The sequence below is a fragment of the Glycomyces buryatensis genome (assembly GCF_004912275.1).
Taxonomy (GTDB): domain Bacteria; phylum Actinomycetota; class Actinomycetes; order Mycobacteriales; family Micromonosporaceae; genus Glycomyces; species Glycomyces buryatensis.
Window position 1 is genome coordinate 1 of the sequence record NZ_STGY01000042.1, and the last position, 24,437, is coordinate 24,437.

At 68.5% G+C, this 24,437-nt stretch carries 23 protein-coding genes, 1 tRNA gene and 1 pseudogene; 15 read left to right on the forward strand and 10 right to left on the reverse strand.

The features are described 5' to 3' along the window. Positions 1–52: 52 nt before the first annotated feature. The 4 genes from FAB82_RS10400 to FAB82_RS10415 all read right to left on the reverse strand — a co-directional run bounded on the left by FAB82_RS10400 (position 53) and on the right by FAB82_RS10415 (position 2,913). The gene (locus FAB82_RS10400; RefSeq protein WP_168801529.1) at positions 53–466 is read right to left on the reverse strand and encodes a hypothetical protein; all 414 of its coding nucleotides are present in this window, start codon (positions 464–466) and stop codon (positions 53–55) included. A gap of 34 nt (positions 467–500) precedes the next feature. After that, positions 501–1,130 (reverse strand): NAD(P)H oxidoreductase, encoded by a 630-nt coding sequence (locus FAB82_RS10405; RefSeq protein ID WP_136534479.1) that lies wholly within the window; start codon positions 1,128–1,130, stop codon positions 501–503. A gap of 287 nt (positions 1,131–1,417) precedes the next feature. Beyond that, positions 1,418–2,578: a hypothetical protein gene (locus FAB82_RS10410; RefSeq protein WP_136534480.1), complete on the reverse strand. Its 1,161-nt coding sequence runs from the start codon at positions 2,576–2,578 to the stop codon at positions 1,418–1,420. A gap of 14 nt (positions 2,579–2,592) precedes the next feature. Next, positions 2,593–2,913, reverse strand: a complete 321-nt coding sequence (locus FAB82_RS10415; RefSeq protein ID WP_136534481.1) for a hypothetical protein — start codon at positions 2,911–2,913, stop codon at positions 2,593–2,595. Between the two features lie 181 nt (positions 2,914–3,094). Between FAB82_RS10415 and FAB82_RS10420 the strand changes: the two genes are divergently transcribed. Genes FAB82_RS10420 through FAB82_RS10425 form a run of 3 tightly spaced genes read left to right on the forward strand, consistent with a single transcriptional unit; the run spans position 3,095 to position 5,134 of the window. Then, positions 3,095–4,651: a hypothetical protein gene (locus FAB82_RS10420; RefSeq protein ID WP_136534482.1), complete on the forward strand. Its 1,557-nt coding sequence runs from the start codon at positions 3,095–3,097 to the stop codon at positions 4,649–4,651. Continuing rightward, a complete protein-coding gene (locus tag FAB82_RS27045) occupies positions 4,651–4,791 on the forward strand; it encodes a hypothetical protein (RefSeq protein ID WP_168801530.1) in 141 nt (46 codons plus the stop codon). The genes FAB82_RS10420 and FAB82_RS27045 overlap by 1 nt, the downstream gene beginning before the upstream one ends. Next, positions 4,784–5,134, forward strand: a complete 351-nt coding sequence (locus tag FAB82_RS10425; protein WP_136534483.1) for a hypothetical protein — start codon at positions 4,784–4,786, stop codon at positions 5,132–5,134. Before FAB82_RS27045 ends, FAB82_RS10425 begins: the two co-directional genes overlap by 8 nt. 117 nt (positions 5,135–5,251) lie before the next feature. On the opposite strand, the gene FAB82_RS10430 is transcribed toward FAB82_RS10425, so the two are convergent. Beyond that, positions 5,252–7,105, reverse strand: coding sequence for an acyl-CoA dehydrogenase (locus tag FAB82_RS10430; RefSeq protein ID WP_136534484.1), 1,854 nt, complete (start codon positions 7,103–7,105; stop codon positions 5,252–5,254). Between the two features lie 252 nt (positions 7,106–7,357). On the opposite strand from FAB82_RS10430, the gene FAB82_RS28355 reads away from it, so the two are divergent. Further along, complete coding sequence (locus FAB82_RS28355; protein ID WP_281276889.1) at positions 7,358–7,492, forward strand: hypothetical protein; 135 nt, start codon at positions 7,358–7,360, stop codon at positions 7,490–7,492. A gap of 4 nt (positions 7,493–7,496) precedes the next feature. Here FAB82_RS28355 and FAB82_RS10435 read toward each other — a convergent pair whose 3' ends face one another. After that, positions 7,497–8,570: a PP2C family protein-serine/threonine phosphatase gene (locus tag FAB82_RS10435; protein ID WP_211116505.1), complete on the reverse strand. Its 1,074-nt coding sequence runs from the start codon at positions 8,568–8,570 to the stop codon at positions 7,497–7,499. Positions 8,571–8,840: 270 nt separating this feature from the next. On the opposite strand from FAB82_RS10435, the gene FAB82_RS10440 reads away from it, so the two are divergent. The 10 genes from FAB82_RS10440 to FAB82_RS10485 all read left to right on the forward strand — a co-directional run bounded on the left by FAB82_RS10440 (position 8,841) and on the right by FAB82_RS10485 (position 18,917). Further along, positions 8,841–9,314 carry a GNAT family N-acetyltransferase gene (locus FAB82_RS10440; RefSeq protein ID WP_136534485.1) on the forward strand — a complete coding sequence of 158 codons (474 nt, stop codon included), beginning with the start codon at positions 8,841–8,843 and terminating at the stop codon, positions 9,312–9,314. Positions 9,315–9,646: 332 nt separating this feature from the next. Continuing rightward, positions 9,647–10,600: a S1 family peptidase gene (locus FAB82_RS10445; protein WP_168801531.1), complete on the forward strand. Its 954-nt coding sequence runs from the start codon at positions 9,647–9,649 to the stop codon at positions 10,598–10,600. 265 nt (positions 10,601–10,865) lie between these two features. Further along, the gene (locus tag FAB82_RS10450; protein WP_168801532.1) at positions 10,866–11,705 is read left to right on the forward strand and encodes a serine protease; all 840 of its coding nucleotides are present in this window, start codon (positions 10,866–10,868) and stop codon (positions 11,703–11,705) included. Between the two features lie 144 nt (positions 11,706–11,849). Further along, positions 11,850–11,923: transfer RNA gene (locus FAB82_RS10455), tRNA-Gly, on the forward strand. A 459-nt stretch (positions 11,924–12,382) separates the two neighbouring features. Continuing rightward, positions 12,383–13,666, forward strand: coding sequence for an extracellular solute-binding protein (locus tag FAB82_RS10460; protein WP_136534488.1), 1,284 nt, complete (start codon positions 12,383–12,385; stop codon positions 13,664–13,666). Further along, positions 13,663–14,658, forward strand: coding sequence for a carbohydrate ABC transporter permease (locus tag FAB82_RS10465; RefSeq protein ID WP_211116506.1), 996 nt, complete (start codon positions 13,663–13,665; stop codon positions 14,656–14,658). The genes FAB82_RS10460 and FAB82_RS10465 overlap by 4 nt, the downstream gene beginning before the upstream one ends. Further along, positions 14,655–15,497, forward strand: coding sequence for a carbohydrate ABC transporter permease (locus tag FAB82_RS10470; RefSeq protein ID WP_136534489.1), 843 nt, complete (start codon positions 14,655–14,657; stop codon positions 15,495–15,497). The genes FAB82_RS10465 and FAB82_RS10470 overlap by 4 nt, the downstream gene beginning before the upstream one ends. A 91-nt stretch (positions 15,498–15,588) precedes the next feature. Then, entirely contained in the window at positions 15,589–17,442 is a 1,854-nt protein-coding gene (locus tag FAB82_RS10475) for a beta-propeller domain-containing protein (RefSeq protein ID WP_168801533.1), read from the forward strand. Between the two features lie 159 nt (positions 17,443–17,601). Beyond that, positions 17,602–18,633, forward strand: a complete 1,032-nt coding sequence (locus FAB82_RS10480) for a trypsin-like serine peptidase (RefSeq protein WP_136534491.1) — start codon at positions 17,602–17,604, stop codon at positions 18,631–18,633. Between the two features lie 50 nt (positions 18,634–18,683). Further along, the gene (locus tag FAB82_RS10485) at positions 18,684–18,917 is read left to right on the forward strand and encodes a hypothetical protein (RefSeq protein WP_136534492.1); all 234 of its coding nucleotides are present in this window, start codon (positions 18,684–18,686) and stop codon (positions 18,915–18,917) included. 61 nt (positions 18,918–18,978) lie between these two features. Here the strand turns inward: FAB82_RS10485 and FAB82_RS10490 are convergent, their stop codons facing one another. Further along, positions 18,979–19,818: an ABC transporter permease gene (locus FAB82_RS10490; RefSeq protein WP_136534493.1), complete on the reverse strand. Its 840-nt coding sequence runs from the start codon at positions 19,816–19,818 to the stop codon at positions 18,979–18,981. Next, positions 19,815–20,801 carry an ATP-binding cassette domain-containing protein gene (locus FAB82_RS10495; protein WP_136534494.1) on the reverse strand — a complete coding sequence of 329 codons (987 nt, stop codon included), beginning with the start codon at positions 20,799–20,801 and terminating at the stop codon, positions 19,815–19,817. The genes FAB82_RS10490 and FAB82_RS10495 overlap by 4 nt, the downstream gene beginning before the upstream one ends. A gap of 86 nt (positions 20,802–20,887) precedes the next feature. Between FAB82_RS10495 and FAB82_RS10500 the strand changes: the two genes are divergently transcribed. Continuing rightward, positions 20,888–21,652: a TetR/AcrR family transcriptional regulator gene (locus FAB82_RS10500; RefSeq protein ID WP_136534495.1), complete on the forward strand. Its 765-nt coding sequence runs from the start codon at positions 20,888–20,890 to the stop codon at positions 21,650–21,652. A 125-nt stretch (positions 21,653–21,777) separates the two neighbouring features. Here the strand turns inward: FAB82_RS10500 and FAB82_RS10505 are convergent, their stop codons facing one another. Further along, the gene (locus tag FAB82_RS10505; RefSeq protein WP_136534496.1) at positions 21,778–23,046 is read right to left on the reverse strand and encodes a DUF4253 domain-containing protein; all 1,269 of its coding nucleotides are present in this window, start codon (positions 23,044–23,046) and stop codon (positions 21,778–21,780) included. A gap of 204 nt (positions 23,047–23,250) precedes the next feature. After that, positions 23,251–24,255: pseudogene (locus FAB82_RS10510) on the reverse strand (NAD-dependent epimerase/dehydratase family protein). Positions 24,256–24,437: the final 182 nt, after the last annotated feature.

A 24,437-nucleotide genomic window follows, 5' to 3' on the forward strand; every position in this document is an offset into this window, starting at 1 on the left:
GAAACGCGGGCGGGCGACACCCAGTCGCCCGCCCGCACCACCCGACTTCGGCTCACCGCCGCCCTCGACGCCACTTGGCCCGGGCACGGCGCAGGATCCAGGTGATGTCGTCGTGGCCGTCAATGGCGTTGGTGCTCACGTCGGACGGATCGAGTCGTGCTCGGGCGGCGAGTGATCGCGCAAGTCGGATTGCTTCCGGGCTCAACCGTCCGAACCTGCGGGCCGTGTGTCCCAAGCAGAGTCCGGCGATGCCGAGCAGCTTGGCACCCGATGACGTGCTGCTTCCGGCCTTGAGGCAGCAGCGTTCGATGAATGCGCGGTCCGTACCAGTGAGCGCGACACCGACGAGTGCCTCGATCGCCGGGGTCTCCTGGGTTTTGTCGGCAAGCGCGAGATCGATCGCCTCGGTGATCAGGTCCTGTGTGAGCTCTGGTGGATTCTCGAACGTTCCGTGAACGTCATTCATTTGATCAGCGTATGCAGGGTGCGCCGCCGGTGCCTCACCCTGCGAGGAGTTTGTCTACGGCGTTGTCGGCCTGGGCGAAGAGGTCGCGGTAGTGGCGGTCGCGGGCTTCTCCGGTGAGGTCTCCGGCTTCGCTGTCATAGAGGGCGGCAGTGTGGGTGTCGGGGATGCCGCAGTATTCCGAAATGCCGCGGCGCAGGGTTCCTTCGAGGAGCGCAGTGATGAGGTCAGCGTTTTCGTCGTCGGCGGTGAGGCCGGCGAGCGCCAGCCACAGCATCCGTTTGCCCTCCATGGCGGGCCTGCTTTGGCTCCCGTAGGCGAGGTTGTAGTTCCACACTCGGTCGAACCAGCCCTTGAGCAGGGCCGGGAGGCCGAACCACCAGATCGGAAAGACCGGTATGACCAAGTCGGCGGCGTGGACGCGGGCGATGTGGCGGTGGACTTCGTCCGAGTAGCGCTTGTCGTGGTTGCCGTACTCGGGTTCGTCGGCGACGCCACCCCGCGGGTCGAATCCTTCGGCGTGCAGGTCGAGCAGGTCGATGCGGTAACCCGCGGCTGCCACTCGCGCCGCGGTCCGCTCGGCCACGGCCGCGGTCAGCGAATCCGAGCGGTGGTGGGATACGACGATCAAGGCGACGGGAGCTTCGGTTTCGCTGTGCTGGTTCATGCTTCGATTACAGCCGCGATCCGTCGGTCCGGCCATAGTCGCGCGTCTGCAATGCCTCGTAGATCGTCTACCGTCGCGTACTCAGTTCTCTAGGCCAGTCCGCGTGCGGGGCTCCGCCGCACGCGGCTCCTGCAAGGGCCACCCGCGGGAGAGGCGTGGGTGCGCGGCCACCAGCCGCGCACCCGCACCCGCACCCGCACCCGCACCCGCACCCGCACCGACCACAACACAGCCCGGCACCGCAATCGGGGGATAGCACCCAGCGAAGAGGACCGGCGGGACGCCGGTTAGGCATAGGGGTCGTCGTCGGGGGCGTTGATCCCCCAGACGTCCTCGTCGGGGTCCTCGGTGAGGCGGGATTCGCGGCTGGTCTCCTCGTCGTTCTGGCCGCTCGCTCCTCGCCCGCCGCCCGCGCCGCCCATCATCGCGCCGCCGCCTCCAGGCCTGCCGGCGCCAACCGGGACAGGGGCCGGGGCCGTCGCCATGCCCGTGGGGACGCCACCGCCAAGGCCCGCACCGGATCCGGTGCCCGCGCCCGGGACGCCACCGGAGCTCAGGCCGCCGCCACCTCCGGCTCCGAGACCGCCGCCGCTGCCGCCGGAGGCCAGGCCGCCGAGCTCGTCGGGGTCGAACGGTTCGGCGTTCGCCCATGGGTTGTCCGTGTCATCGAAGTCGTCCAATTCGGGCTGCTCGTAGCCGCCCGGGTCGGTGGGGGTCTGGGGCATCGTCGGCTCTTGCGGCGTCTCGGGCTGCTGCTGGCCTTCCGGGTCGGTCGGCTGCTCCTCCGACTCCTGCTCCGCCTCTGAGGTTTCTTCTTCTGTGGGCTCCTCTTCCTCCGCGCCGGCGCCACCGGCGCTTGAATCGTCGCCGCTGCCGGTCGGGGCCTCGTCCTCGACGGGGGTACCGCCCTTGTCACTCAAGGGCTGCAATGCTTCCGCCGCCGCGGTCATGGCGGTCGCCGCCTGGACGTCGGCGGCGTTGACCATCGCCAGGCCGGCCTGCATCGCGGACGTCAGTGCCGCCGCCTGCGCCTGCAGCGAGGCCTCGAGCGCCGCCCCGTTCGGCCAGGACATCGCGATCGCCAGCCGGTGCATCTTCCCCAGCGTCACCAGCGGCGCCGGCTCCACGCCGAAGCCCTGCGCGTGCGCCGCCGCGTCGATCGACTTGAGCGACATGACATCGGTGTGCAGCTGGAGTCCGGCGGCGGTGATCTGCTGCGCCGCCGTCGTCACCTGCCCGGACAGCTGCTGCACGTGGTTGCCGACGACCTCCGCGTCGTCGTTGAAGGCGTCGTTGGCGCTGTCTTCCCAGTGGCCGTTGAGATCGTCGACGTTCGCCCGGTAGGACGACTTGTAGTCGAGCAGGTCGGAGGCCGAACCGGCCATTTCCGTCCCGAAGTTGACGAATTCCATCGGCTGCGCCGACAGTGCCTCTCGATACGTGGACATCTGATTTCCTCCTATCAGGACTGGTGCCCGGGCAGCTCGCCCGAGACCGTCTTGAACCGGTTGCCGGTCTGCTGGTCGCTGCTGTCCAGGTCGTTGGCGCTCCCGACGACTTGCGAGCCCTGCCAGTCCATGCGCCGCTCCAGGCCCGCCGTGACGTTCGCCAGCGCGGTCTGCCACTGCTTCCCGGCGCCGCCCGCGGTGAAGCCGGGGTTGGTGTCGGCGGCGGTCGCCGCCGGGGTTTGGACCCGGTCGGACGCGTTCTTGGACTGGGTTGCGAGCATGCGAAGGCGGTTGCCGCCAGTTCGCACGTCCTCGATGTCCATGTGCACGGGCATGGTTCCTCCAATTGCCGAATGCGCCCGTCCGGGCGGCCGCCCGGCGGCGACCTGAGCAATGTCGCCCGCCGCCTCCCGGGTCGGTCCCGGGCCGGGGCGGATCGACCCGGGACGGATCGGGGAGGCGGCGCTCTTCTATGGGGTCCGGCAGCGAAGGACGACGACTGGAGGTGCGCTTCCGATGAGCGACAGCGGGTTCTATTTCACGTTCGGCGACGCTACGGCGGAGGAGGACACGGCTGCGACGTCTGCTGCGACCTCGTTGGGCTCGGGTTTCTATTTCACGATCGGTGGCGACGCGGCGTCGGATTCGGCCTCCTCGGGCCGGGTCGGTTGCGCAGCCGGGTCCTGCCCGCATCCGGTCGAGCATCCCGCGGAGGCCGACTGGGTGCAGTTGGCGTCGGCCGTCCCGGTCGCCGGCCAGTTGCACCGGCTCAAGCCGCGCTGCGAGGGCATGGCCTACCCGACCGAGGACGACTTCCGGTCCGCGGTCGCGGCGGTGCGCCCCGAAACGGCCGATGACCATTCGCTGGAGCGGCTGCGCGAGGCGTGGACCGGGGAGGTCGCGGGGGCGATGGCCGACTGGCCGGATCTGATGAGGTCGCGCCTGACCGACCTGTCGGCCGCTTGGGCGGGTACCGACTTCGACGCGTTCGCCGCGCAGATCGAGCAGGCCCGCTCCCTCGTGGACGGCGTCCTGGACGACATTGATGCCACCGCAACCGAACTGGAGCTGCGCGAGGACGCCGTCTACACCCTTCAGGGCGGCGACTCGGGCGAGATCCCCTATCCGGCGCCGTTGGTCGGCATCGAGGGCGAGTGGAGCAATCTGACGGCGATCCACGTGCGCCCGGCCTGGTGGCAGGGCGACTGCATCCTCATGACCTGCGAGGAGGCCGAGAAGGCCCTCAAGTTGGCGGGGGCCGATCCGAACCTGGCGACGGAGGTGCGCGAGTTCATCGAGGAGCGCGTGGGGGAGGGCATGAGCGGCCTCGGCACGCTTGTCGCCGACGTGCGGACCCTGGTCGGCGAGGAGGCCAAGGAGCAGTTCGGGTCCCAGGTGGAGGCCGAATTCGCGGCCTACACCGAGCGGCAGGCCGCGATCGACGAGGACATCGCCCAGAAGCGCGGCGACCAGTCCACGGAGTTCGAGCAGTTGAGCGCGACCGGCGAGGAGAAGCCGTACCCGGCCAGTGCCGATGCGGCGCATATGGATCTGGCCGAGCCGGAGGCGGAGCAGCCGTCGGCGCCGGTCAGCCCCGAGACGACGCAGGATCCGAGCCCGACGCCGCCCGGCGGTGACGGCTCGAGTCGCGACGAGGAGCCCGAGGACGAGACCCCTTGGGAGGGAGACGAAGCGGACGAGGACGCCTCGGGAGGTCTGGCCAGCGGTGGCGGCTTCGGGACCGGTGGCAGCGCCGGAATCGGTGGTGCGTCCGGCGCCGGGCCGGGCGGCGGCCCGAGTCCGGTGCCGCAGACCGCTTCGAGTTCGTTCACTCCCACCCCGACCGCCACGGTGCCGACCACCAGCGGCTCCGGCGGCGCGGGCGGCTCCCGGACGACCATGGCTCCGGGGGCCGCCCAGGGGGCGCCGGGTTCGAAAGCGTCCACGGGGAGCGGCGATAAGGGCAAAGGCAAGGGCGAGTCCGGCCAGGACGACGGCAAGCAGGACTTGACGCGGCGGGAGAGCGACAACGTGTGGGGCTACATCAGCCCCAAGGACGACCCGTACGTGTAATGACCGCCGGCGCCACGGGGTTTCTGTCGCTTGATCGAAAGACTGACGATGGTTTCTCTCGCTTGATCGAAACCAGCGGTGGCGGCGGGAAACTTTTCTATCGCCCGATCGAAACCAGCGAGGACGGCAATCATGAGTGATGTACGCGAGTTCGACGCCACCGCCATCGAGGAGTACCGGCAGTTCCTCCAGGGGCTGCTCGACCAGCTTGAGGCCGAGGTGATCCCGGTGATCGGCGAGGGCGCCCTCAGCAGGGCCCCGGCGTTCGGTTCGGCGCCGGGCGCGACCGAGAACGCCCTGGAGCAGTACCTCGACTTCCGCGCCGCCACCTGGCGCAACCTGCAGTACCTGCGCGGGACCCTGCACGGCCTGATCCAGGCGCTGGCCGACACCGCCGGGGCCGACATGGACGGGACCGATGGCGATATCGCCGCGATGTTCGAGGGCTTCGACGCTTCGACCACCGGTCTGGCCGAGGTATGAGCAAGCGCCCGCGGGGAGGCGCGGGCGCTTGCGGTGGAAGGCTTTCGGTGGCCGGGGACCGTCTCGGTGAGCGGGCCCGGCCGGCCGGATGGTGTTGTCAGCTGGGGAGAGCCGTTCCTAGAAGGCCTCGTCGGGCATGTCCATCGCGGTCAGTTCGGCGGCCTCGACGATCTTGCGGTCGGCGGTCAGTCGCGGCAGGACCTCGCGGGCGAAGAACTTCGCCCCGGCGACCTTGCCGCGGTAGAAGTCGTCGTCGGCGCCAGGGTTGTCAGCGGCACTGTCGAGCTTCGCCTGCGCGACCTCGGCCTGGCGCAGCAGGAGCCAGCCGACCATGAGGTCGCCGACCGCCAGCAGCAGGCGCCGTGAGTGGAGCCCGGCCTTGTACAGCTCGCGCGGCTGTCCTTCCATGGGGCCCATGAGGGCCGGCTGGAGCGCTTCGAGGATGCCCTGGACGTCGCCCAGCGCCCGCTGGACCTTGCCGCGGACCTCGGCCAGGTCCTCGTGCCCGTCCTCGGTGGACTGCATGATCTCGCCGGCGACGACCATGAGCGCCTCGCCGTTGTCCTTGATGATCTTGCGGAACAGGAAGTCGAGGCTCTGGATCGCGGTGGTGCCCTCGTAGAGCGTGTCGATCTTGGCGTCGCGGACGTACTGCTCCAGCGGGTAGTCCTGGAGGTATCCCGAGCCGCCGAACGTCTGGAGGGACTCGGAGCTGAGCAGGTCGTAGGCGCGTTCGGAACCGCAGCCCTTGACGAGCGGCAGCAGCAGGTCGTTGACCTTCTTGGCGGTCTCGGCCCCGTCGTCGTCGCCGTCGTACTCGGCCAGGCGGGACTTGTCCTGCCAGTAGCCGGTGTAGGAGACCAGGGCGCGCAGTCCCTCGGTATAGCTCTTCTGCATCAGGAGGGACCGGCGGACGTCCGGGTGCCTGATGATCGGCACGCGCGGCGCGGTCTTGTCGGTCGACTGCAGCAGGTCGGCGCCCTGGACGCGGCTCTTGGCGTAGTCGAGCGCGTTCAGGTAGCCGGTGGAGAGCGCCGCGATGGCCTTGGTGCCCACCATCATCCGGGCGTACTCGATGATGAGGAACATCTGGCGGATGCCCTCGTGCTTCTCGCCGAGCAGCCAGCCCTTGGCGGGGGTCTTCTCACCGAAGGTAAGTTCGGCGGTGGCCGAGACCTTGAGGCCCATCTTCTTCTCGATATTGGTGGCGTAGACGCCGTTGCGCTCGCCGAGCTCGCCGGTGGCCGGGTCGAACTCGTACTTGGGGACGATGAAGAGGCTCAGGCCCTTGGTGCCGGGTCCGCCGACGCCTTCCTCACCCACCGGACGCGCGAGTACGTAGTGGATGATGTTGTCGGTCATGTCCTGGTCGCCCGAGGTGATGAACCGCTTGACGCCCTCGATGTGCCAGGAGCCGTCGGGCTGCTTGTAGGCCTTGGTGAGGCCCGCGCCGACGTCGGAGCCCGCGTCGGGTTCGGTGAGGACCATCGTGGCGCCCCACTGCTTGTCGATGAAGAGCTTGGCCCATTCCTTCTGCTCGTCAGTGCCTTCTACATAGACGCTGTGGGCGAAGGAGGTCCCGGCCGCGTACATCCACAGTGCCGGGTTGGCGCCCAGGACGAGCTCGGCCATCGACCACCAGAGCATGCGCGGGGCGACGGTGCCGCCGAGCGCCTCGGGCAGGTCGAGACGCCAGTACTCGGCCTCCATGAAGGCGCGGTAGGACTTCTTGAACGACTCGGGCAGGGACACCGTGTGCGCGGCGGGGTCGTAGACCGGCGGATTGCGGTCGCCCTCGACGTAACTGGAGGCGAGCTCGGACTCCGAGAGCCGGGCGAGCTCGGACAGAATCTCGCGAGAGGTCTCGACGTCGAGGTCGCCGTACGCCTCGTGGTCGAGGATCTGGTCCGCTCCGAAAACCTCGAAGAGGTTGAACTCCAGGTCTCGGAGATTGTGGCGGAAGTGCGTCATTGCGGGTCCTCCAGTACTCGGTGGTAACCCTCATCATATTACCCGTCAGTAGCTATCTCAAGTATCCCTCAAGACCCGGGCTTTGACCAGCCTTAATTCGGCGTGTCGCCACCGTGGCGCGTTTTTCTCGCCTTCGCCGTAACTGGCAGGACTGTGCCTCGTTGAACCAAGCAACAGACCACCTGTGCGACACCTGAGCACCACACCGGCACCGAAGCACCTGACCCGGCACCAGCTACCAGGAGAGCCGTCATGATCCGAACCGTTGCCGAGCAACTCGTCTCCCGGACCCGACCCGCCTACATCGGGCGGCACCGCCGCACCCGCCCGGTCCTGTCCCGAGTACTGCGAATACCGGCCGACCGCCGCGAGGAGGTGGTGCGATGAGTCGCTAATCCGACTCCGGGCGGTAGTCCAGCAAGAGCAGCGCGATGTCGTCGGTCAGCGGGCCGCCCACCCACCGGCGCAGGGCCGTCTCCAGGGAGGCGAGTCCGTCGCCGACGTTGCCGTGGCCGATCAGGCTCCACGCCCGGTCCTTGATCGGGAAGAACTCGCCGGCCCGTCTCGCCTCGGCCAGGCCGTCCGTGTAGAGGAAAATCCGGTCGCCCGGCTGGAGCCGCACCGTCAGCTCCCGCGCCGCCGGCCCGAGACCCAGCGGGGGCGCCATCGACTCCGGCACCAGGTACGTGGCCACACCGTCTCGCACCAGCATCGGCGCCGGATGACCGCAGTTGACGATCTCGAGGGTCCCGCCGCGCTCCTGTGCCAGGACGGCTGTCACGAAGTCCTCGTCGTCGGCGCCGCGGGCCACCGCCCGGTCGAGGTCCGCGATCATGGACCGCTGCTCCGGGCGTTCGAACGCCACGTGCCGGAACGAGCCGAGCACCGTCGAGGACAGGCGAACCGCGTCCAGGCCCTTGCCTCTGACGTCGCCGATGATGATCCGCGCCCCGAACTCGGTGTCGAGCGCCTCGTACAGGTCCCCGCCGATCTCGGCGCCCGACCGGGACGACACGTACCGGGCGGCGATGTCGAACGGCCCCAGGCGATTGTCGATCGGGCGCAGGATCGCCTGCTGCACCACCGAGGCCAGCTGCGTCAGCTCCCGCAGCCGCTCGTCCTCGCGCTCGCGCACCACCGCGATCGCCGCCGCGATGGCCACGGCCGCTGAGACGACGAGCAGGTCCACGGCGTGGTCGACCATGGCGAAGGCGTTGAAGGAATGCACCACCCACACGGCGATGAACGCGCCGCCCAGGCTCACCAGGCCGATCCCGACCACCCAGCGCCAGGCCATGAACGCCGAGGCGACCAATGGCGGCAGGGCCAACCACGAGATCGCGTGCGCCTCGCCGCGCACCGCGAGCTGGAGTCCGACCAGCACCACCATGGTGGTGAAGGCCGCGGTGAACATCGAACGCACGGACGGCGAGGACCAAGCGGCCCGCTTGCCTGTGCGTCTCATGTTCCTCCCCCGTCGCAGCACGACCCTCTGGGCGCCGGTCCACCCGGAGTCGAACCCCGATGCGACTACCGCCGATGTGAAGATCGTAGTAGTCCCCGCGTCGGCACCGGCCGAGGTGCCGGTCGCGAAATTCTATTCGCCCGCCCGGTCCACAGAACCGAAAGCCGGCCGTGAGCCCAAATCGGGGCAAGCCCGACCCGCCGCCCCACCGGCGGGGATGCGGATCATAAGCGCTGGCGTGGCCCAATCGGACGTGTCAATCTGGAGGACGTGCAGTTCACTCTTTCGCGTACCCCGTTCGACTCGCCGGTCGCACAGCAACTCTGCGCCGAGCTCCACGACGAATACGTCCGCCGCTACGGCGACGGCGACGGGACTCCCTTGGAAAACGGCCACTTCGACCAGCCGCACGGCGACTTCCTCGTCGCCTACGACGAGGACGGCGTACCGGCCGGATGCGGCGGCTGGCGCGCCCACGAGGCGACCGACGCCGAGATGAAGCGGATCTACGTCCGCGAAGGGGCCCGCCGCCAGGGTCTGGCGAAGCGGCTCGTCGCCGCCGTCGAGGCCTCCGCGGCCGCCGCTGGACGGGGGCGAGTCATCCTCGAATCGGGCCCGAAGCAGCCCGAGGTGATCGCGATGTACCGCTCGATCGGCTACGTCGACATCGCCCCGTTCGGCTACTACGCCTACGAGGACGACTCCCTCCACCTGGGCAAGGACCTCGCCACCGAAGAGCACTGAGGCGGGGCACGACCCGTCGCCCCCCGCAAGGGCACCCGATTTCTGCCGGGCCCGCCGACACCCGTCGGCGGGCCCGTTTGCATGCCCGTGTCATGGTGGTTTGGTCCGTTGCCGCCGCTTTCGGGAACGCGGGCAGGAGGAGGCCGACCCCGGCCGTCACCGCGCCCGAGCGGCAGCGCACCCCCTACTTCAGTGACAGTTCATATCGAATACCTTTAATTCACTGAATGAACTCCATAACCCTCAAGCAACCGCCAAGCGCGCGCAACGCGTCTTTCGGTCTAGGAAGGCTGAAACGGCCAACCCTCGCATCCATCCCGAAAGGATTCACAGTGGACAGGACGAAGAAGAAGCTCATCCGGTTGGGCGCCGGCATCTCAGCAGGTCTCGGCGCCGCCGCGATCGCCTGGGCCGCCACCGCCGCCAACGCCGACTCGGCCGAGGGCGACAACGACGCCGGAGCCATGGTCATCGGCGGCGAAGAGGTCGCCGAAGGCCAGTACCCCTGGCTCGTCGGCGTCGGCGCCAACAGCACCGAGGGCACCCCCTACGAAAACCAGTTCTGCGGCGGCTCGGTCATCACCGAAGACGTCGTCCTCACCGCCGCGCACTGCGTCGTGGAGACCGAGGATCCCGCCGAACTCGCCGTCTTCTCCGGTTCGGTCGACCTCGAATCCGAAGACGTCGTCACCACCGAGGTCGCCGACGTCCACGTCGCCGAGGACTACGGCGACCCCAGCCAGTTCGCCAACGACTGGGCGCTGCTCAAGCTCGCCGAGCCCGTCGACGTCGAGCCGATCGGCCTGGACACCGAGGCCGCCGAGTTCGAGACCTTCGAGGTCGCCGGCTGGGGCCTGACCGAAGACGACGAGTACCCCGCACTCGCCCGTTGGGTCGAGGTCCCCTTCGTCGACGACGAGACCTGCGCGGCCGAGGACGTCTACGGCGCCGAGATCGACGCCGCGTCGATGGTGTGCGCCGGCGACTTCGAGAACGGCGGCATCGACTCCTGCTCCGGTGACTCCGGCGGCCCGCTCATGGGCTACGACGAGGAGGGCGTGCTGACCCTCGCCGGCATCGTCAGCTGGGGCAACGGCTGCGCCGAGGCCGGCTACCCCGGCGTGTACGCCGAGGTGAGCGCCTTCACCGAGACCATCGACGAGGTCATCGCCGGCTGGGGCGGCGGCGGAGAGGACCCGGAGGAGCCCGAGGACCCGGAGGACCCCACCGAGCCCGAGCCGACCGACGAGCCCACTGAAGAGCCCACCGAGGCCCCCGCGAACTAAGGCAATACCCCGGGGGAACCCCCGAATCCATACAGGAATGAGGACCCGCGCCATCCGGCGCGGGTCCTCGCCGCGTCAGGCCGAAATGGAATGATTCACGGCCTCCGTCCTTATTGCTGTTTCAGAATGGTTAATCGCGCCCTATTCACTGAAAAACCCGATGCGCCCCAAATCTTCTACTCTGAGGTAACTTCCCGTAGGCTCCGAAATGGCAGGCAAAACCTCCCAAACTATCGAATCCACCCTCCTCGGAAGGACTGTGCGCGTGCACAACCGCAAGAAGAACCTCATCCGGTTCGGGGCCGTCGCGGCCGCCGGACTCGGCGCCGCGGCGCTGGCGTTCACCTCCACCGGCGCCTTCGCGGACAACGCCTCCACCGACGGCGACGTCGCCGTCCAGAGCGACGCAGGCGCCATGATCGTCGGCGGCTCACCGGCCGCCGAGGGCCAGTTCCCGTGGCAGGTGGCGCTGGCCGACGCCTCCGACCCGTCGTACAACTACTGCGGCGGCTCGCTCATCGCCGAGGACGTCGTCCTCACCGCCGCCCACTGCACCGAGGGCAGCGCTGCCGCCGACGTGGTCATCCGCCACGGCTCGGTCGACATCACCTCCACCGAGACCTACGAGGTCGCCGACGTCATGGTCGCCGACGGTTTCGACGGGTCCACGATGGTCAACGACTGGTCGCTCATCACCCTCGCCGAGCCGATCCCCGGGGCTGAGCCGATCGCTCTGAACACCGAGGACACCGAGGACTTCAGCACCCTCCAGGTCTCCGGCTGGGGCACCACCTCGTCCGGCGGCGCCGCCTCCGACGAGCTGCTGTTCGTCGACGTCCCCTACATCACCGACGCCGACTGCGGCGGCGCCTACGGCGCCGAGTTCGACGCCGACACGATGCTGTGCGCCGGCGATCTGGAGAGCGGCGGGGTCGACTCCTGCCAGGGCGACTCGGGCGGTCCGCTCATGGACACGACCGGCGAGCCCGTCCTGGTCGGGATCGTCAGCTGGGGCTACGGCTGCGCCGACGCCGGCAACCCGGGCGTGTACTCGAACGTCGCGTTCCTCTACGACGACATCAACGCGGCACTGGCCGCCCTCTAGCTCTCCTCCCGCGCGGCGGGGTCCTTCCCCACGGAGGGTCCCGCCGCCACCTCGTTCACGTTCGGCGCCATCCCTGCCGACGGGGGCTGCGGGCGCGGGCGGTACGCCCTTGTATACTCGCTCTGGCTCCGTTCGCCGGAGTTCGCGGGTGTAGTTCACTGGTAGAATGCGACCTTCCCAAGGTTGAGAAGCGGGTTCGATTCCCGTCACCCGCTCCAAGCAGCGCGATGCGAACGACCCGGACGTGCGAAGCACGGGCCGGGTTTTTTCATGCCGCGAATACCCACAAATCGGACCCCTGGGACCCCCGTTTCAACACTCGCACGGGGGTACGACAGCGCCGCGATTCCGTGCTCCTGGCTCCTGGCTCCGCCGGTCCTAACGATCTCGTGACGGTCCGACAACGCCGCGATCTCGTGCGCCCAGCCCGCCGGTGCTGTCGAACGCGTCGAATGCGATGTCAGGGGCCCGCCTCTCCGCATCGATCGCGTTGAATCCGCTTTCCTCTCGGTCCGGGTTCTCCCGCTGTTCACATCGGTTGCACTTCGCTTCGCGAGACCCTCTTCACATTCGCCGGCGGCCTCGGTAGTATGACCGCATCGAAAGTTTCCGATACTTCTCCTGGAAGTTTCGGAACTCAATCCCTCGCAGCATCTATCCCTCGAAAGGACATCCCGATGCGCAAACCCCAGAGTCGGGCCCGGGCGGTCCTCGCCGCCGGGGCCGCGGCCGCAGTGGCGTTCACCGCCACCGCCTGCGGCGACAGCGGCGAGAGCACGGCCGACCTCACGTGGTGGCACATCCAGAACGAAGATCCGATGAAGACCACCTGGGCCGAAATGGCCGACGAGTGGGCCGCCGAGGCGGACCTGACCGTCGAGGTCGAACCCATCGCCAACGAGGCCTTCAAGGAACGCCTGGCGACCTCCGCCCAGTCGGGGACCTTGCCCGACCTCTACCAAACCTGGGGCGGCGGCGTCTTGGCCGAACAGGTCGAGGCCGGCCTCGTCCGCGACATCACCGACGACGTCGACTGCCTCGACAAGGTCAACCCGATCACCCTCGAGGCCTACACGATCGACGACCGGCTCTACGCCGTCCCGTTCGACCAGGGCGTCGTCGGATTCTGGTACAACATGGACCTGTTCGCCGAGGCCGGCATCGACACCCCGCCCGCGACCTGGGACGAGTTCCTCGGCGCGGTCGAACAGCTCAAAGCAGCGGGCATCACCCCCATCGCCCTCGGCGGCGCCGACCAGTGGCCCACCCACTACTACTGGACCTACCTGGTCATGCGCACCTTGGGCCTCGACGGGCTCGAGGCGGCCGCCGAAGCCGGCGACTTCTCTGACCCCGGCTTCACCGAGGCCGGCCAGAAGCTCGCCGACCTGGCCGCCCTCGAACCCTTCCAGGAGGGCTTCGAGTCGGCGACCTACGACCAGGCCGACGGCCAGGCCGCCCTCATGGGCGAAGGCGGCGCCGCGATGGAGCTGATGGGCCAGTGGGCCCCGCAGGCCCAGCGCGACAACTCCGGCACCGACGGGCCCGGCGACGCGCTCAGCTTCTTCCCCTTCCCCGCCATCGAAGGCGGAGCGGGCACGACCACCGAGTTCCTCGGCGGCGGCGGCGGGTTCGCCGCCGGCGCCGAATCGCCCGACGAGGTCGTCGACTTCATGTGCTTCCTGCTCGAGGAGGACAACCAGGCCCAAGTCGTCAAGGACGGGAACATGAGCACCGTGGCGGCCGACCCCGCCGCGGTCGTGCCGGACATGAACAACGAACAGCAGCTCGTGGTCGACGCGATGGCCACCGCCACCGGAACCCAGCTGTACCTCGACCAGGCGTACCCGCCGTCCATCGGCAGCACGGTGAACGAGGCCTCCGAGGGCCTGGTCCTCGGCGAGATCTCGCCCGAGGACTTCGTCGCGATGGTCAATGAGGCGTGGGCGGCCGAAAAGTGACATTGAAGCCCCAGCAGGCGGAGCCGCTCTCGCGGAGCCGCCCGGCCGGGCGCGTCGGGGACAAACCCCGCCGCGCCCGGACCGGGCGGCGGCCCGGCCCGGTCACGTTGGCCGTCTTCATCATTCCGGCCCTGGTCCTGTTCGCGCTGTTCGTGCTCGTACCGGTGGGCTTCGCCGGCTACACCTCGTTCTTCCGCTGGAACGGGCTGGGCGGACTGCCGAACGACTTCATCGGGCTGGACAACTTCCGGACGCTGTTGGCCGACGAGGTCTTCCTCGGCGACCTGGGGCGACTCGCCCTCGTCGTCGGCCTCTCGATCGTCGTCCAACTGCCGCTGGCGTTCGGGCTGGCCATGCTGCTGCACCAGCGCTTTCCCGGGCGCGCGGTCTTCCGGCTGCTGTTCTTCGTGCCGTACGTCCTCACCGAGGCCGTCACAGCCGTCCTGTTCGGACTGATCTTCTCGCCCCGGCGGGGCTTCGCCGACGCGCTCCTGGCGAGCGTCGGCGTGGACGCGTCGATCGGATGGCTGTCGGACCGCTCGCTGGTCATGTTCGTCATCTTCGGAATCCTCACCTGGAAGTTCTTCGGATTCCACATGATCCTGTACTTGGCGGCGCGCCAGAACATCCCCGATGAGTTGTACGAGGCGGCCCGCGTCGACGGGGCGACCGGCCCGCAGCTGTTCCGCCACATCACGATTCCGCTCATGGGCCCGACGGTGCGGATCACGGTGTTCCTGTCCGTCATCGGCACGGTCCAGCTGTTCGACCTGGTCTTCGTCCTCACGCACGGCGGGCCGTTCCACGCCTCCGAGACCCTCGCGATCACCATGTACGAGGAGGGCTTCGGGCGCAACCAGATCGGCTACGCCTCGGCGCTTTCGATCGCCATGTTCCTCATCAGCCTGGTCTTCGCCCTGGGCTACCAGCGCCTGGTCCTCAAGCGCGACCTCCAGGGCGCCCTGACCTCGACCGAAGGGAGCAAGGCATGAGCGTCAACACCCTGCGCGCGAAGGTCCTTCGCTCGACCGGCCTGTACGTGGCCGCGTTCGCGACGCTCGCGTTCGTGGCGACCCCGATCCTGTTCGCGGCGCTGGGCGGGTTCAAGGACAACCAGCAGCTGCGGGAGAACGCGTTCGGGCTGCCCAGCCCATGGAACTGGGCCAACTACACCGATGTGCTGGCGGCGGAGGCGTTCTGGCGGCAGCTGTTCAACTCGGTGTTCATCGCCCTGGTGACGACGTTCATCGTCGTGGCGGCTTCGGCGATGGTCGCGTTCGTGTTCGCGCGCTATAACTTCCGGGGCAGGGAGGGACTGTTCACGCTGTTCGCGGCGGGCATGATGTTCCCGTTCGCGGTGGCGGTGCTGCCGCTGTTCATCATCTTGCGCACGTTCGAGCTGCTGAACAGTCCGCTGGGCGTGATCCTGCCGCAGGCGGCGTTCGGGTTGCCGCTGACGATCATCATCCTGCGCAGCTTCTTCCGGGCGATCCCCGGCGAGGTCGAGGAGGCGGCGACGATCGACGGGGCGGGGCCGTGGCGGTTCTTCACCCAGATCCTGCTGCCGATGTCGCGCCCGGTTCTGGCGACGGTGTCGGTGCTAGCACTGGTGGGGTCGTGGAACTCGTACCTGCTGCCGCTGGTGGTGCTGAGCCGTCCGACGTGGTGGACGCTCCCGTTGGGCGTCACGCAGTTCCAGGGCCAGTACTCGTCCGAGACGGCGAAGGTGCTGGCGTTCGTCATGCTGGCGATGCTGCCGGCGTTGATCTTCTACGCCTTCGCCGAGCGGCACCTGATCTCCGGCCTGACGTCCGGCGGCACAAAAGGGTAGATCACGGATGAAAACCGGGAACCGAAGCCACTGGTCGTTCGCGCCACCGGTCGGAGGGAACCGAAACCGCGCACGCGGCGTCGGAGGGTACATGAGACAGATACTCGTACCCCTCGGCGCCGCGCTCGTGCTGGCGGCCGCCGCGTGTACTTCCGAAACCCCTGAGGACAGACCGGATCCGCCCGACTGGGGCGGCGCCTCGGTGCAGTTGGCCGCCTTCAACTCCTGTGACGACGCGCTGAAGGGCCTCCAGGACTCGACGCTGGCATACCAGCTCGAACAGGGCCAGATCGACCAGCTGCGCGGCGGCGAGGAGGTCCTGGAGGACGAGGCCGCGACCGCCGAAAGCGCGGGCTCGTCCGCGGAACCTGCGGCCCCGGAGCACTCGGAGACCAATAACGCCGTCGCGGGCGTGGACGAGCCCGACCTGGTCAAGACCGACGGTCGCTACATCTACAGCGTGCTCGACGCGGTGCTGCGAGTGGTGGACGCGAGCACCGGCGAACTCGTCACCGAGCAGCCCTACGCCGAGCAGACCTGGGACCACCAGCTGCTCCTCGGCGATGACGAACTGCTGGTGCTCTACACGGCCGAACGCACCGAGGGCGAGGACTACCACTCCGAGTTCGTGATGGAGCGGATCGACCCGGCCACCGGGGAGAAGTTGGACACCTTCGGGTTCGGCGGCGGCCTGGTGGACGCCCGCATGGTCGACGGCGAGGTGCGCCTCGCGGTCGGCTCGTATCCCGAACTCGACGAGGCGCTGAACGAGTACTACGACGACGGGGACCTGGGCACGCTGCGGGAAGGGTTGCGCGCCACCGAGATCGAGGACTGGCTCCCGTCGTACTCCATCAACGGTGAGGACGGCCGGACCTCCTGCGGCGACATCGCCCACCCGGACCAGTACACCGGCACGTCGATGCTGTCGGTGCTGACGCTGCCCGTGGACGGCGGATGGGACGGCGTCAGCCCGACGACGGTCCTGGCCGACGGCGGGACCGTCCACGGCACGGCCGAGAGCCTCTACGTCGCGCACAACGACTACCAGTGGAACGGCGACACCCCCGACACCACGACCGAGCTGTACCGGTTCGTGTTCGACGGCGAGCAGCCGCGCCTGGCCGGGGAGGCCTCGGTGCCGGGGTCGCTGTTGAACCAGTACTCGCTCAGCGAGTTCGGCGGCCACCTGCGGGTCGCCACGACCGAGGGCGACCCGTGGGGTTGGTGGGGCAGCGAGGGGGATACGACCGAGGACGAGGCCGAACCGGTATCGAAGTCGACCGTGACCGTGCTCCAGATCGGCGACGACTCGCTGACGGAGGTCGGGTCGGTGAGCGACATGGGCTTGGACGAGCAGATCTACGCCGTGCGGTTCATCGGGAACACCGGCTACGTGGTGACGTTCCGCCAGACCGACCCACTGTACACACTGGACCTGTCCGACTCTTCAAATCCGACGATCACCGGCGAACTCAAGATCACCGGCTACTCGGCCTACCTGCACCCGGCCGGCGATGACCGGTTGATCGGCGTGGGCCAGGAGGCCACTGAGGACGGCATGCAGACCGGGCTCCAGGTGAGCCTGTTCGACACCAGCGGCGACGAGGCCGTGGTGCTCGACCAGTACGAGCAGCCGGACTCGGCCGCCGAAGCCGAGTGGGACCCGCACGCGTTCCTTTACTGGGAGGGCAAAGTGGTGCTGCCGGTGCAGGACTGGAACGACTACGAGGACGGAGCCTCGGCCGTGGTCCTGGAGGTCGAGGGCGACACGCTGACCGAACGAGCCGAGATCTCCCACGGCGAGGGCGGCGGCGACTACTACCAGGGCCAGATCGTCCGCAGCCTCGTCATCGGCGACCAACTGTGGACGCTCGGCTACAGCGGCCTGAAGGCCACGGAGCTGGGCGGCGACTACGGCACCGCCGAATGGATCGAATGGTAGGCAAGGGAAACCACGGGCCCGCGCCGCCTTCGCCGGCGGCGCGGGCCCGTCCCTCGGCGGAGCACGACCCAGCTCATTTCGCGTGAACCGTGATCTTGCGAATGTCTCGCTAACATGTGGGCAAACCTCCCATTTCAATATCCCCACGGAGGAGCTTTCATGCAACGCAACAACATCCAACGATCAATGCGGGCGGCCCTCGCCTGCCTCGCTGCGCTGGTCGCGGCGCTCGCCTTCCTCGCGAGCCCGGCCTCGGCCGCTCCCGAGGCGCCGAGCGGCACCGCAGAGGGAACGACCGGACAGACCAGCGCTCCCTCGGGCCAGGTGGCCGACCTCGACGCCCACTGGACGGCCGAGCGCATGGCCGCGGCCGAACCGGCCGACGTCGGCGAACCCGCGATCGAGCCCGAGACAGCGCCCCGGCCGGAGTCCACTCCCGACGCTGATACCGCCCGGATCGCCGAGCCGACCGCCCCCGACGCCGATTTCGGGGCGAGCCAGATCGACCACTCCTACGCCACGGGGCGCCTGTTCTTCGACGACCCGGAAGGCGACCCCTCATGGTGTTCGGCGTCCTCGATCGTCAGCGACAACCAGAGCCTCGTCCTCACCGTGGGCCATTGCCTCCACACCGGCGGCGGCGACGAGGACGACTGGTCGGCGAACGTCATCTTCGTACCGGGCTACGACGACGGTGCCGAGCCCCGCGGCCGATGGGACGGCAGGATCGGCACCCTGACGGTCTTCTCCTCCTGGTATGACGAGGACGACGACTACGACGACGGGGGCAACCCGGAGCGCGACCTCGGCATGCTCCTAGTCGAGCCGAACGACAGCGGCCAGAACCTCACCGAGGTCACCGGCGGGCACGGCTTCGCCACCGGCCAGGGCTACGAGCAGGACATGCACATCATCGGCTACCCCGAGAACCACGAGAACAACGAGATCCAGTGGCACTGCTGGGGAGAGACCTATGATGTCGGCTGGTTCGACTCGCGCATCGAGATCGGTTGCGACCTCAGCCACGGCGCCAGCGGCGGTCCCTGGCTGCTGGAGTACTCGGACGACATCACCGGACTCGGCATGGCGAACGGCGCGACCTCCACGATCACCGACGACATGGACGCGAACCGCAGCTCGTACTTCGACGACTCGACCTGGGACTTCTACAATGAAATGAGCACGTCGTAGGCCCTTATGAGGGGCGGCGGCACCGCCGCCCCTCCTTATCGGAGGAAGCCATGCGGAAGCGGAACGCGTACCTCATCGTCGGTGCGGCGGCACTGGTGGCCGCCGCCGGGATCGCCATCGTGTTGGCGCAGGCGGCGACGCCTGACGCTCCCGCGCCCGGCGGCCCCGACGGTATCGTCAGCCCCACCGGCGAGGTGTCCGGCCAACTGACGGGCGACGAGCTCAGCGAACACTGGGACTCCGAGCGGATGAGCGAAGCCGAGCCGCCCGACATGAGCGAATGAGCACCCGGGGGAGACCGCGCGGCGGTCTCCCCCGGATTGATTCCCGGTTTCCTTGTCGGACTTACCGACCCAGGTTCTGGAAGCGGCGCACCGCCAGCGGTAGGAAGATCAAGGTGATGACGACCGGCCAGATGATCGCCGCGGCCAGCGCGTTGGCCTCGGGCCAGGAGTCGCCGGCGACGGCGGGGTTGCCGAAGAGGTCGCGGATCGCGGTCGCGGTGGCGGACACGGGGTTCCAGGCGGCAATGGCGCCCAGCCAGCCCGGCATGAGTTCGGGCGGGGTGAAGACCGAGGAGATCATGCCGAAGGGGAAGGCGAGGGCGAACAGGCTCCCGGCCTGTTCGACGTTCTTGACCAGCAGTCCGAGGAAGACGCCGACCCAGATGAGTGCGAAGCGCAGCCACAGCAGCAGAGCGAAGGCGCCCAAGGTCTCCCAGAACGTGCCGTCGGAGCTCCAGCCGATGACGATCGCGATGATGAAGAGCACGAGCAGGTCGACGGCGGCGTGGATGGTGTCGGCGATATTGCGGCCGACCACGACGGCGGAGGAGGCCATGGGCATGGACCGGACGCGGTCGACGAAGCCCTTCTCCTTGGCCTCGGCCACGGCCCAGGCGGTGTTCATGAATCCGAAGGCCATGGTCATGGCGAACATGCCGGGCATGGCGTAGGCGACATAGTCGACCCCGGCTCCCTGGCCGGTGACGTCCATGGCCGAGCCGAAGACGTAGACGAACAGCAGCACCATGACGATCGGGAAGCCGAGCTGCCATAGGAAGTTGACCGGCTGGCGGTAGAGGTGGACGAACTCCTGGCCGACGATGGCGCGGTAGTCGTGGAGCGTCCATTTGATGCGAGAGGCAAGGGTCTCGTCGGGGAGCGGGGCGAGTGTGGCGGTCATTTGTCGGCCTCTTTCGCGGTTTCGACTTTCTCTGTGTCGGCTTTGTCGGTATCGCCGATGAGTTCGAGGAATGCCTCGTCGAGGGTGGGGCGGCGCAGTCCGAGGTCTGCGACGGCGATCTGCTTGTCCTGCAGGGCGGTTGCGGCGGCGGTGAGTGCGGGTACGGGGTCCTTGACGGGGGCCGACACGGAGGCGGCGGCCTCGTCGACCACGATGTCGCCGTCGGCGATGCGTTCGACGATGCCGCGCAGGGCGGCGAGGTCGTCCGGTTCGGCGGCGACGATTTCGAGGCGGTCGGCGCCCATCTGCCGCTTGAGGCCCATGGGGGTGTCCTCGACGATATTGCGGCCGTGGTCGATGACGGCGATGCGGTCGCAGAGGCGGTCGGCCTCGTCGAGGTAGTGGGTGGTGAGCACGACGGTGGTGCCGTCGGCGGCGAGCCCGGAGACGGCGTCCCAGACCTCGCGGCGTCCGGCGGGGTCGAGGCCGGTGGTGGGTTCGTCCAGGAACATCACCTGCGGGGCCAGGATCATGCTGGCGGCCAGGTCGAGTCGACGCTTCATGCCGCCGGAGAACTGCTTGGGCTGGCGGTCGGCGGCGTCGGCGAGTCCGAACTGGTCGAGCAGTTCGGTGGCGCGGCGCATCGCGTCGGCTTTGGTGAGGCGGAAGAGCTTGCCGAAGAGGACGAGGTTCTGGCGGGCGGTGAGGACGTCGTCGACGGCGGTCTGCTGGGCGGTCAGGCCGATGCGGCGCCGGACCTGGCGGGCGTCGCGGGCGACGTCGAAGCCGGCGACGGTGGCGCGGCCGGTGTCGAAGCGCAGCAGGGTGGTGAGGATTCGGACGGTGGTGGTCTTGCCGGCGCCGTTGGGGCCGAGGAGTCCGAGGACTTCGCCGGAGGTGGCCTGGAGGTCGAATCCGGCCAGTGCGGTGTTGTTCTTATACCGTTTGCCGAGGTTTTCGGCCTCGACGGTCGTGGTGGTCATTGACTGCTCCCCTTGAATCGGGTACGTTGTACTCAATGTTAGAGTACAACGTACCCGGTTCGCAACCTGGTTAGAATGAGTCCTCGATGGCATCTCCACAGACCGGGGCGGGCGACCCCAAGCGCAGTCTTGAGCTCCTCTGGCGTGAATTCGAGCCGCAGCCGAGCAGACCCGGGCCCAAACCGAAGCTCACCCTGGATCAGATCGTGGAGGCCGCCGTCGCCCTGGCCGATCGCGACGGCATCGAGGCGATCAATATGCGAGGCGTCGCCGCCGATCTGGGCGTCGGCACCATGACGCTCTACCGGTACGTGCCGGGCAAGGGTGAACTGCTCGACCTCATGGTCGACCTGCTCTCGCGCATGGGCGAGGAACCCGACCTCTCCGGGCTGGACTGGCGCGCCCGGATCGAACTCCTTGCCGAGAGCACCTGGGAGGTCTTCACCGAGCATCCTTGGCTGCTGGAGGTCAACCAGCGCCGGCCGGTCTTGGGCCCCGACTCGCTGGCGGGCTACAACTTCGCGCTGTCGGCCTTCGAGGGCCATGACGTGTCTACGCGCGAGGCCAACCTGGTCGTCACCGCCGTCATGAACATGGTCACCGGCACCGCGCGGCAGTACCTCATCCGCGACTCCACCGGCGAGGGACCGGCGGTGCCCGAGGCCGAGTGGTGGCAGGCGCAGGAACCGTACCTGATCAAGGCGATCCAATCGGGCCGCTACGAGCGCATCGCCAGGATCACCGATGATCAGGCCTGGGACATCGACGCCCACGAAGCGATGCGGTACGCCCTGGACCTGTTCCTCGACGGACTGGCGCCGCGCATGGAGGCGAGCCGGAAGAAGGACTGAGCCCGGCGTTCGCGCCGGGCTCGATCCGCTTACCGCGTCATTGGTTCAGGTGGAATCAAGCCCACCCACTGCGTTCATGTTTCCTCAGGGCTACGCCCATCGACTGAGCTCATGCTTCCTCAGGCCTACGCCCACCGGAAGTACCAAGCCTTCGACATGATCATGTGCTCGGCGAGGTCCTCCAGTGTGGGCACCCCGGAGTCGAGCAGTTCCGGGCAGTAGGCGTAGACCTCTGCGGCCACGCCCAGCGCCTCCTCCCTGCTCGGGGGGCTCGGCACGTACAGCTCGATCACGTCGTAGGTCATCGCGACGATCTCGGCTTCGAAGCGGCGGTGCCAGCTGCCCAGGATCGCGGCGTGCTCGGCCCCGTACAGCTCCCAGTTCGTGGAGCCCTTCCAGGGGAACATGGCCGGGATCTTCCAGCCGGCGTTCGTCTCGACCAGGCCGAGCAGGCCGTCCTGCTGCGGCGTGGCGAAGTCCGTGTCACCCCGGCGGGGCAGGATCGGGACGCCGCGCGCGGGCTCGCCGGCCTCGGCGGCCTTGTCGTGCAGCAGCGCTCCGGCATCGATGAGTTCGGCGCGCGCGAGCTCGTCATCGCCCTCGTGGATGATCGCCTCCCCCGAGTCGCGCCACTCCTCGGGCGCGCCGAGGAGGACGGGCATCCAACCGGTCTTCTCGGCCGACTGGCGGATCTCCAGCCACCAACCGAGTGCATCCGATGAACGGACCCCGAAGGCCCACATGGTGGTCCCGGGCCTGCGGACCAGCTGATGCATCTTGGGGACGCTCAGCCCGGCGTCGCGCAGGGCCGCGCGCGGCGAGCCTTCGATGTCGAGGTTCGGGTCCTCGGTGCGGGGCATCATCTCGTCGCGGCCGGTCCCGGTCGGGCGTGGTGGCTCCGGCTTGTCCAAAGTGAGCAGTTCCCGCCGGGGGCGCTCGGGGACGAAGATACCGGCCGGTTTCGCCCCGGATTCGGGCGCGGGAGCGGGAGCGGGTTCCGCTTCGGGCTCGGGAGACACTTCGAGATCAGGTGCCGCCTCGAGCTCGGGTTCCGTCTCTGGCTCCGGCTCAGGTTCGAACGCCTGCTCGGGCTCCGACCCCGGATCGAAATCGGGCTCTGGTTCCGGGTCGAGGTCGGGCACGAGCGAGAGCATCGGCCCGGGCTCGTCCTCTAGTTCGGACTGGTTCGCGGGTCGCGGGTCTGGCACGGGCACGAGCACTGGCGGTGCGCTCGGCCCGGTCGATACGGGCGCGATGCTGTCCTCCTGCTGAGATTCCGGTTCGACGGTCTCGGGGGCGGCATCGTCGAGGGCACCTGAAGACACGGTGGCCTTGGATTCGGGCGCTGGCTCGGGATTGGACGACGATTCGGGTTGGGCGGCGGGATCTGGCACTGAATCAGGTGTGTCCCGGCGCCCCAACAGACGCTGGAGGAGTCCCACAGTTGCCATGATGCCCTGTCCCTCCGACAATTCCAACTCGACCCCACCGGAATGGACTAGGCCAGCACCGTTACCAGTGCCGAATCCATCGCCGACCGCGCCGCCGCGGTCCGGCCCATCGTTCGACCGTCCCTGAGCGGCCCGACTGGCCCGAGCTCAGGCTTCGGTCCTCTCCAGACCTTGGTGGACCGACGGGAGGGACGGCGTCCAGCCCAACTTCTGGGTCGCCTTGGCGTGTGAGACCCGCAGGGTGGTGTCGGCCATCAGACAGGCGAGGTAGGGGGCGGACAGTTTCAGGAGCCAGCGGGGCATCGCTCTCGGGCGCGGAGTCCGGTGGGTGGCGGCGACGGCGGCGGCGAACCGCCCCCAGGTGAGAGGAGTGTCGTCGACGACGTTGTAGGCCTGGCCCGGCTTGCCCTGGTCCAGCGCGGCCACGGTGGCGGTGGCGGCATCCGCGACGTGGATGAATGACGTGGTCCGGCCGCCTCCGACCGGGAGGATCGGGATGTGCTTCCGCATCATCTCGGCGAACATGTCGCTGAAGGCGTTCGGGCCGTAGAACATGCCGTAGCGCAGGGCGATCCCGCCGGCGTCCAGGACCTGCTCCTCGGTGGAGCGGCAACCTTCGACGACCGGGTCGCCGTAGGTTCCGTGCGGCTGCCCGAACGGGTCGTCCTCGGTGAGTTCGCGATCGCCGTGGTCGATGTAGCCATATCCGGTGATCAGCGACTGGGTGACGAACCGGTCGGCTCCGACCGCCTCGGCGGCCGCCAGCAGGTGCGCGGTGCCGGTGGAGCGCAGCGCATTGGTGGGGTCGTCGGGGCGCAGCCGGGGAGAGGCGCCGCGCAGGGCGGTGGCCTGGTGCATGACGGCGTCGGCGCGGATTCACTTGACGGCATTGAGGAGTTGTTCGCGGTCCATGACGTCGGCGACGATCGGCTCACCGCCGAGGCCCTTGACCAGGTCGAGGTTGCCGGGGTTGCGGATGATCGCGGTGACGTCGTGTCCGGCGGCGGTCAGGGCGGGGATGAGCTGGCGGCCGATCGCTCCGGTGGCGCCAGCGAGGATGACCCTCACCGGTCGGCCCTCATCGCGGTGGAAGCTGCGTTCATGGGTGCTCCTCAATAGGATGTCGTGCGCGTGCTTGCGCCTGCACCCCATTGACTAGGAGCAGCGTCGCCGATGTGACCCGGTGTGATGTGAATCATTGCGGTCGCGGACATCGCGACCGCGTCGTCCGGGCGAGGCCGCGGCGCGGTCGCCCTATTGTTTGCGGCCCTTCTTGAAGAGCATGCCGAACCAGAAGGCGCAGAAGAGGATGATGACCAGGATGGCCAGCAGTT

Coding starts and splice junctions, on each gene's coding strand:
- FAB82_RS10500 (WP_136534495.1), top strand. CDS start 20,888: ATGGCATCTCCACAGACCGGGGCGGGCGACCCCAAGCGCAGTCTTGAG.
- FAB82_RS27045 (WP_168801530.1), top strand. CDS start 4,651: ATGACCGCCGGCGCCACGGGGTTTCTGTCGCTTGATCGAAAGACTGAC.
- FAB82_RS10495 (WP_136534494.1), bottom strand. CDS start 20,801: ATGACCACCACGACCGTCGAGGCCGAAAACCTCGGCAAACGGTATAAG.
- FAB82_RS10400 (WP_168801529.1), bottom strand. CDS start 466: ATGAATGACGTTCACGGAACGTTCGAGAATCCACCAGAGCTCACACAG.
- FAB82_RS10435 (WP_211116505.1), bottom strand. CDS start 8,570: ATGAGACGCACAGGCAAGCGGGCCGCTTGGTCCTCGCCGTCCGTGCGT.
- FAB82_RS10405 (WP_136534479.1), bottom strand. CDS start 1,130: ATGAACCAGCACAGCGAAACCGAAGCTCCCGTCGCCTTGATCGTCGTA.
- FAB82_RS10425 (WP_136534483.1), top strand. CDS start 4,784: ATGAGTGATGTACGCGAGTTCGACGCCACCGCCATCGAGGAGTACCGG.
- FAB82_RS10460 (WP_136534488.1), top strand. CDS start 12,383: ATGCGCAAACCCCAGAGTCGGGCCCGGGCGGTCCTCGCCGCCGGGGCC.
- FAB82_RS10410 (WP_136534480.1), bottom strand. CDS start 2,578: ATGTCCACGTATCGAGAGGCACTGTCGGCGCAGCCGATGGAATTCGTC.
- FAB82_RS10485 (WP_136534492.1), top strand. CDS start 18,684: ATGCGGAAGCGGAACGCGTACCTCATCGTCGGTGCGGCGGCACTGGTG.
- FAB82_RS10490 (WP_136534493.1), bottom strand. CDS start 19,818: ATGACCGCCACACTCGCCCCGCTCCCCGACGAGACCCTTGCCTCTCGC.
- FAB82_RS10430 (WP_136534484.1), bottom strand. CDS start 7,105: ATGACGCACTTCCGCCACAATCTCCGAGACCTGGAGTTCAACCTCTTC.
- FAB82_RS10415 (WP_136534481.1), bottom strand. CDS start 2,913: ATGCCCGTGCACATGGACATCGAGGACGTGCGAACTGGCGGCAACCGC.
- FAB82_RS28355 (WP_281276889.1), top strand. CDS start 7,358: ATGATCCGAACCGTTGCCGAGCAACTCGTCTCCCGGACCCGACCCGCC.
- FAB82_RS10470 (WP_136534489.1), top strand. CDS start 14,655: ATGAGCGTCAACACCCTGCGCGCGAAGGTCCTTCGCTCGACCGGCCTG.
- FAB82_RS10480 (WP_136534491.1), top strand. CDS start 17,602: ATGCAACGCAACAACATCCAACGATCAATGCGGGCGGCCCTCGCCTGC.
- FAB82_RS10420 (WP_136534482.1), top strand. CDS start 3,095: ATGAGCGACAGCGGGTTCTATTTCACGTTCGGCGACGCTACGGCGGAG.
- FAB82_RS10475 (WP_168801533.1), top strand. CDS start 15,589: ATGAGACAGATACTCGTACCCCTCGGCGCCGCGCTCGTGCTGGCGGCC.